Genomic DNA, 6,236 nt, shown 5'->3' with positions numbered 1-6,236 from the left:
CGGGTACGCCGTGATCGCCGTGCTCGCCCTGGCGGTCGGGCAGACCGCCGGGAAGCTCCTGCTGTTCGAAGCCGCTCGGCGGGGAGGCGGCCGGTTGGCCCGGCGGCTGGCACGACGCAACCAGTCGCGGAGCGTGGCCGCCCGGGTCGCCCGGTGGGCCGAGCCCGTACGGCGTTGGCTCCCGCACCGCCGCACCGGCCTGCCGACGGTGCTCCTCTCCGCCGCCGTCGGCGTCCCACCACTCGCCCTGGTCAGCACCGCGGCCGGAACCGCCGGCCTGCGGCACTGGGAGTTCGCCGCCGCATGCCTGCTCGGACGCGTCGTCCGGTTCGCCATCCTCGCCCTGCCGTCGGCCCTTGCGTGACCCCGACCGCAACCGCGTCCCGCAGCCGGCATCCGGCCCCGCCGCGGGCCCGATCCTGGTGATCGAGCCCGGGCGAGACCGGATGCCCCGATCTGCTCCCGTTACCTCCTGTGCCCCGACTGCCGGGATGATCTGACGATCAGCCGAAGCAGGTGGGCACCGGGGGTGAGCTCGGTGTGCAGTTGGTGGGCCGGTTGCCGGTGATGGCGGACTTCTGGTCCACGGTGACCTGGCCGCCGTCGTTGAAGATCCCACCGGGTGCCAGGGTGGAGATGTTCTCGGTGACCTTGGTTTCGGTCAGGTTGAGCGTGTTGTTGTTGTAGATCCCGCCGCCCTGCGAGCTCGAGCCCACGGCCCTGTTCCGCTCGACGGTGCTGCGCCGCAGGACGACGGTGCCGCTGCCGTTGTAGATGCCACCGCCGTGTTCGATGGTGCTGTTCGTGCTGGCGGTGTTCTCGCTGATCCGACTCTCCTCGGCCACGAACTCGCCGATCTGGTTGAAGACGCCGCCGCCGCGCTGCCCGGCCTCGTTGTGGTGGACGTTGCCGTGCTTGAGGTGGAAGACGCCATCGGTGAAGATTCCGCCGCCCTCGCTGCCGGCCCGGTTGTCGTTCACCTCGATGTTCTTGATCTCGGTGGTGGAGTTGATCCCGCCGCGGATGCCGCCGCCGCGGAAACCCGCGGTGTTGTTGTCCACGCGCACGTTGTCGAGGACGGCGTTGCGGCTGTTCGACAGCCCGCCACCGGCGCCACCGATCGGCAGGATGTTGACGACCCCGATCGTGTTGTTGTAGCTCAGTCTGGTGTTCTGCACGGTGAGGTTGCCGTTGTTGAAGATCCCCCCGCCGTCGAACACGGCGCTGTTGTTGCTGATGGTGCTGTCGCCGTCCCCGTGCTTGTCCTTGTCCTTGTCCTTGTCCTTGCCGTCCCGGTCCTTGCCGTGGTCGTCCCTGCCGAGGATCTTCGTGACGCCGAAGTTGGCGATACCGCCACCCGGGCCGTTGGTGTGGTTGTAGACCACGTCGGTGTTCTCGATGGTGGCCTTGCCGCCGACGTCGATCCGGATGCCACCGCCGCCGCCGCCGAGCCCACCGTCGGCCTGGCCGCCCTTGATGGTGACGTCGCGCAGCGTCAGGTCGCCACCGCCGCCGACCTCGAGGATCCGGAACGGCGTGGCGTTGGCCGCGCGGACGATGGTGGACCCGTTGCCGTCGATGGTGACCGGCTGGGTGATGATCGGCAGGCCGACGGCACCGAAGGGCACGGGTGGAGGGGGCGCTGACCTGGTGAGCGTGTAGGTGCACTTCTCGGCGAGCCGGAGCTTCGCCCCGTTGCTGGCGTTCGCGTGGACGATCGCCGCGATCAGCTCGTCGGCGCCGCAGGGCACGGTCCGGACATCGTCGCCCCTGCCCTCCCTGTTGTCCTTGTCCTTCTGGTGGTCCTTGTCGTCGCGGCCGCCCGGATCCCGTCCTCCCTTGTCCTCCCCGCCGGACCGGCTGTCGTCGGCCACGAGCTGCGTTCCGGCGTTCGACAGGCCGGGGCCACCGGATCCGAATACTCCGCTCACTCCCGCCGGCCCGACGACGGCCATGCCGGCCACCCCGGTCAGTCCGGCCACCCCGGCGACGACCCAGCGCATCCGCCGCCTCGTGGGCGGACGTGGCTGATCTGCCGCTGCTTCGCTGATGTTCGGGTGTAGATAGTTGGACATCGAGCTACCCGGCCCTTCTCCGTACACCATGTCTCTGCACGGCACTTCGGTGCAGAAAAGCGACAAATCGGTTGCCGCCACCAAGGGGAACGTAGCTGAGCATTCCTCGCATCAACCGGGTGTATGCGAAAAAACCCTACATTCGGTGCAGACCGTCGCCGACCGGCTGTCTCGACAGGTGGATCGCTAGCGCGTCGAGGGCTCGGCGGGGAGGCGGTCGCCGGCGGGTGCCGGGGCGGCGTCGATCGGCAGGTCGCGCAGTCCGCGGATCGGAGTCGACAGGTAGATGATCGGGGACAGCACGGTGAGCGCCCCGAAGATCAATAGGGTGGTTCGGGCCCCGAGCGGCCCGGCCAGGACGCCGGCGAGCAGGCCGCCGAGCGGGATGGCGCCCCAGGAGACGAACTTGACCGTGGCGATCACCCGGGACAGGAGATGCGGCGGGCTGGCGAGCATCCGGTACGTGCGGGTGGTCACGCTGAGTACCACCGAGGAGCCGGCGAAGATGAGGTTGCCGACGGCGAAGGCGAGGTAGGCGGCGGTGCCCGTGCCCAGCGGAATGACGAGCGCGCCGATCACGCCGACGAAGGCTGCGATGATCAGGCCGCGTGCGGTGCCGACCCGATCGGTGAACCGGGTCGTCAGTGTCGCGCCGATGAGCGTGCCGAGGCCGTCGGCGGCGAGCAGCAGCCCGACCATGACCGGCGGTGCGTGCAGGTCGCGCACCAGGTAGTAGGGGAAGAGGGCCAGCATCGCGCCGCAGACGAAGTTGGTCGCGGTGGCGTCCCACATGGCCGGGCCGATGATCGGGTGTCGGACCACGAAATGCCAGCCCTCGCGGATCATCCGGACCATCGGTGGCCGCTCGACCGGCCGCTGGACCGTGCGCTCGGGAAGGGTGCGCAGCAGCACGGCGGAGATCAGATAGCTGACGGTGTCCACGAACAGCGTCGGTACCGCGCCCAGTAGCTGCACCGTGAGCCCGCCCAGGGACGGCCCGCCCAGCTGGGTGGCGGCATGCGTGCCGGAGTTGAGGCTGTTGCGCGCCTGCAACTGCGCGGCCGGCACGATCTCCGGCAGGAAGGTCTGGTTCGCCACGTCGAACAGCACGTTGGCGAAGCTCACGACCAGGGCGACCGCGACCAGCTGGGCCACCGTGAGGGTGTCGAACCACCAGGCCAGGGGGACGGACGCGATGGCGAGGGCCCGGATCAGATCCAGGGTGACCTGCATGCCGCGCAGCGGCACGCGCTGCACGACCACTCCCGCCGGCAGGCTGATCAGAAGGTACGCGAGATAGCCGGCCGCCGTGATCAGGCCCATCTCGAAGACCGACGCGTCCAGCACGGTGAGCGCGGTCAGCGGCAGGGCCACCGCGCCGATCGCCGAGCCGAGGTGGCTGGTCGTGCCGGCGATCCACCAGCGCCAGAAGACATTGAGTTCCATAATGGAACTCAATGTACCGGCGGATGTGGGATCGGTCGACCCCGCCGGACCGATGCCGATGACCGGGCCGCCGATCCGTTGCCACCTGCTGAACCGGAAGCGGCTCACTCCACCTTGGTGAGGAGCGGTTTGCCCTTCTCGACGAGGTAGGTGGCCAGCTCGACCGCGATGCCGTCGCCGACGTTCCGCGCCTGGTGATGCACCCCGTACGGCACGGTGAGAGCATCGCCGGCGTTGCACACCACCGGCGGCTGGCCCGCAAGGGTGTATTCCAGCGACCCCTGAAGAACGCAGATGATCTCTTCGCCCGGATGGAAGTGCGTGAACGGGGGTGAGTCGGGCGTGAACTCCACCCGCGTCTGGATGACCTCGCGTCCGGGGATGCTGAGATCGTGTTTCTGCAGATCGATGCGCCACAATCCCGGTGCGCTCTCCACCGCCGTCGGACTGATGCCCCTGGGTCGATCTTTCCCACTCATCGCGGTCTCCTGTACGCCGTCGTACGGACGGTCACCACATCGTCTCGACCATAGGTGGCCCCCGAACCGTCAAGGGCACGGTTGCCCAAACACGGACGTCCAGCGCCGCCGCGTTGGGCATCGTATGGTGCCGCCATGGCATCTGCGGTCTGGGTCGACGGCGCGGCGTACGAGGCATACGTCGGTCGGTGGAGCCGGCTCGTCGCGGCGGAGTTCGTGCGCTGGATCGACCTGCCGGCCGGGCTGCGCTGGCTCGACGTGGGCAGCGGCACCGGCGTGCTGACCTCGGCGGTGCTGACGACCGCGCGAGCGCGGCAGGTCACCGGCGTGGACCCCTCCGAGGGTTTCGTGGCGCAGGCGCGTACCCGGGTCAGCGACCCGCGGGCCGTCTTCGCGGTCGGCGACGCCCGAGCACTGCCGCTGCCGGACGGCGCCGTCGACGTGATCGTGAGTGGGCTGGTGCTGAACTTCGTACCCGAACCGGCGCGGGCGGTGGCGGATTTCGCCCGGGTGGCAGCCCCCGGCGCGGTGGTGGCCGCGTACGTCTGGGACTACGCCGAGGGGATGGAGATGATGCGGCACTTCTGGGACGCGGCCGGCGCGCTCGATCCCGCCGCGGTGGCGCGCGACGACGGGCGCCGCTTCTCGCTCTGCCGGCCGGAGACGCTGCGCACCCTGTGGCGCGACGGCGGGCTGACCGATGTGTCGGTGGAGGCGATCGACGTGCCGACGGTCTTCACCGACTTTGCCGACTACTGGACCCCGTTCCTCGGCGGGCAGGGCTCGGCCCCGGCCTACTTGGCCTCGTTGGCCGAGCCCGACCGGGTAGCCCTGCGGGATCTGCTCGCCGCCCGGCTGCCGCACGGCCCCGACGGGTCGATCCGGCTGACGGCCCGCGCGTGGGCGGTCCGCGGCACCCGGGCGAGCACGTCCAGGTCGCCGGCGTAGCCGGGCCGCCGCGGTGTTCTGCGCCGCCTCGTCCTGGGGCGTCATCCACGCCGCGATGCGATTCGTCGATTACGGGGACGGCGGCATCTCCGCCGGCAAGCCGACCTCCCCGTCGACGAGTTCCAGCGGCACCCCCTCGTCGGCCGGGCCGGCCGCCGCTCCGGTGTTGTGGAAGGGCGAGATCCGCCTTGACTCCACGCCGCGCGACTTCGACCAGGAACCGCCGGCGCGGGGAAACACCAGCACCGACCTCAACTCCGACGGGTATCTCAACGGCTCGGTGTACAACAAGTTCTGGGGGCGGGCGGTGGTGTTGTGGCCAGGGCCGGCGGAGCCCACCCGGGACGGCTGCGCCGCCCGTTGCAGACCCACGGCGTGCAGCAGGTGAGCATCGATAGCCGCAGTCGGGTGTGCCTGGAGACCAACCGGGGCCGGATCGTGTTCATCACGGTGCTGCGCCGCGACGGCGACGACGGGTACGCCGCCCAGGCGACGCTGTGGAGTTCGAGCTGAGGAATCCGACCAGCCGCCGCGGTCGTCCAGCTACGCCGGCGGCTCGACCGCCTCGACGAGTACCTCCAGCACGTGCCGGTACGGCTGCCCGGTGGCCCGGCTCATGCCCATCTCGCAGGTGCGGTTGCAGGAGGCGTACGCGTCGTGGTCGCGCTGGTTGACCTCGGCGGCCTGGGCCGCGGTGGCGCCGGCGGTGACCTCGGGATGCAGCAGTCCCCGGTCGCCGGCGAAGGCGCAGCATCCCCAGCTGTCCGGCACGGTCACGGTGTCGGCGACCGCCCGGGCCACCGCGCGCAGGTCGTCGATGCCGCCGAGGTGCACGGTGGAGCAGGTGGGGTGCAGGGCCAACGAGCCCAACCGTCGGGGCTCGGGCAGCGCCGGCAGCAGGTGCTCGGCGGTGAAGGTCACGCTGTCGACGAAGCGCAGAGCGCCGTACCGCGCCCGGTCCTCCTCGGCCAGCGCGTCGGTCAGCTGGCTCAGCCCGTGGGTGCAGGACGACGCGTCACACACGATGGGCAGCCGACCCTCGTCGCTGGCGGTCCAGAGGGCGGACAGCGTGCGCTCGGCCATCTCCCGGTGACCGGCAGGGAAGCCCTTGGACTGCCACGGCGTGCCGCAGCACAGGCCGGCCGTGCCGGCCGGTACGACGATCGGCAACCCGGCCAGGTCGCACAGGCGCAGGAGCGCCGCCGCCGAGCCGCCGGACGCGCCGTCCTCCGGTGCGAAGATGCTGCCGATGCAGGCCGCGAAGAACACCGCCTGGGCGTCCGCCGGG

At 70.6% G+C, this 6,236-nt stretch carries 8 protein-coding genes; 4 read left to right on the top strand and 4 right to left on the bottom strand.

Annotated elements, in window-relative coordinates; all coding sequences use genetic code 11:
* The coding region (locus tag F8271_RS29190) for a VTT domain-containing protein (RefSeq protein WP_192580509.1) at positions 1-364 on the top strand (364 nt) is incomplete at its 5' end.
* Between the two features lie 139 nt (positions 365-503).
* Here F8271_RS29190 and F8271_RS29185 read toward each other — a convergent pair.
* The 3 genes from F8271_RS29185 to F8271_RS29175 all read right to left on the bottom strand — a co-directional run bounded on the left by F8271_RS29185 (position 504) and on the right by F8271_RS29175 (position 4,000).
* Positions 504-2,003, bottom strand: coding sequence for a hypothetical protein (locus tag F8271_RS29185; RefSeq protein ID WP_151493049.1), 1,500 nt, complete (start codon positions 2,001-2,003; stop codon positions 504-506).
* 258 nt (positions 2,004-2,261) lie between these two features.
* A complete protein-coding gene (locus tag F8271_RS29180; RefSeq protein ID WP_151493048.1) occupies positions 2,262-3,521 on the bottom strand; it encodes an MFS transporter in 1,260 nt (419 codons plus the stop codon).
* A 104-nt stretch (positions 3,522-3,625) separates the two neighbouring features.
* Positions 3,626-4,000: a cupin domain-containing protein gene (locus F8271_RS29175; protein WP_151493047.1), complete on the bottom strand. Its 375-nt coding sequence runs from the start codon at positions 3,998-4,000 to the stop codon at positions 3,626-3,628.
* Positions 4,001-4,135: 135 nt separating this feature from the next.
* Here F8271_RS29175 and F8271_RS29170 point away from each other — a divergent pair, with 135 nt between their 5' ends.
* Genes F8271_RS29170 through F8271_RS33915 form a run of 3 tightly spaced genes read left to right on the top strand, consistent with a single transcriptional unit; the run spans position 4,136 to position 5,461 of the window.
* Positions 4,136-4,948, top strand: coding sequence for a class I SAM-dependent methyltransferase (locus F8271_RS29170; protein WP_151493046.1), 813 nt, complete (start codon positions 4,136-4,138; stop codon positions 4,946-4,948).
* Between the two features lie 55 nt (positions 4,949-5,003).
* Complete coding sequence (locus F8271_RS29165) at positions 5,004-5,336, top strand: hypothetical protein (protein ID WP_151493045.1); 333 nt, start codon at positions 5,004-5,006, stop codon at positions 5,334-5,336.
* The gene (locus F8271_RS33915; protein ID WP_255473757.1) at positions 5,333-5,461 is read left to right on the top strand and encodes a hypothetical protein; all 129 of its coding nucleotides are present in this window, start codon (positions 5,333-5,335) and stop codon (positions 5,459-5,461) included. The genes F8271_RS29165 and F8271_RS33915 overlap by 4 nt, the downstream gene beginning before the upstream one ends.
* A gap of 30 nt (positions 5,462-5,491) precedes the next feature.
* On the opposite strand, the gene F8271_RS29160 is transcribed toward F8271_RS33915, so the two are convergent.
* Positions 5,492-6,236 (bottom strand): (Fe-S)-binding protein (locus F8271_RS29160; protein ID WP_151493044.1); only part of this gene is annotated, 745 nt, incomplete at its 5' end.

Origin of the sequence: Micromonospora sp. ALFpr18c (genome assembly GCF_008868155.1) — a bacterium.
Taxonomy (GTDB): Bacteria; Actinomycetota; Actinomycetes; order Mycobacteriales; family Micromonosporaceae; genus Micromonospora.
Note: the sequence above shows the minus strand (reverse complement) of the source record. Positions and strands in the feature narration are given on the sequence as shown.

Coding starts and splice junctions, on each gene's coding strand:
- F8271_RS29165 (WP_151493045.1), top strand. CDS start 5,004: ATGCGATTCGTCGATTACGGGGACGGCGGCATCTCCGCCGGCAAGCCG.
- F8271_RS29170 (WP_151493046.1), top strand. CDS start 4,136: ATGGCATCTGCGGTCTGGGTCGACGGCGCGGCGTACGAGGCATACGTC.
- F8271_RS29175 (WP_151493047.1), bottom strand. CDS start 4,000: ATGAGTGGGAAAGATCGACCCAGGGGCATCAGTCCGACGGCGGTGGAG.
- F8271_RS29185 (WP_151493049.1), bottom strand. CDS start 2,003: ATGCGCTGGGTCGTCGCCGGGGTGGCCGGACTGACCGGGGTGGCCGGC.
- F8271_RS29180 (WP_151493048.1), bottom strand. CDS start 3,521: ATGGAACTCAATGTCTTCTGGCGCTGGTGGATCGCCGGCACGACCAGC.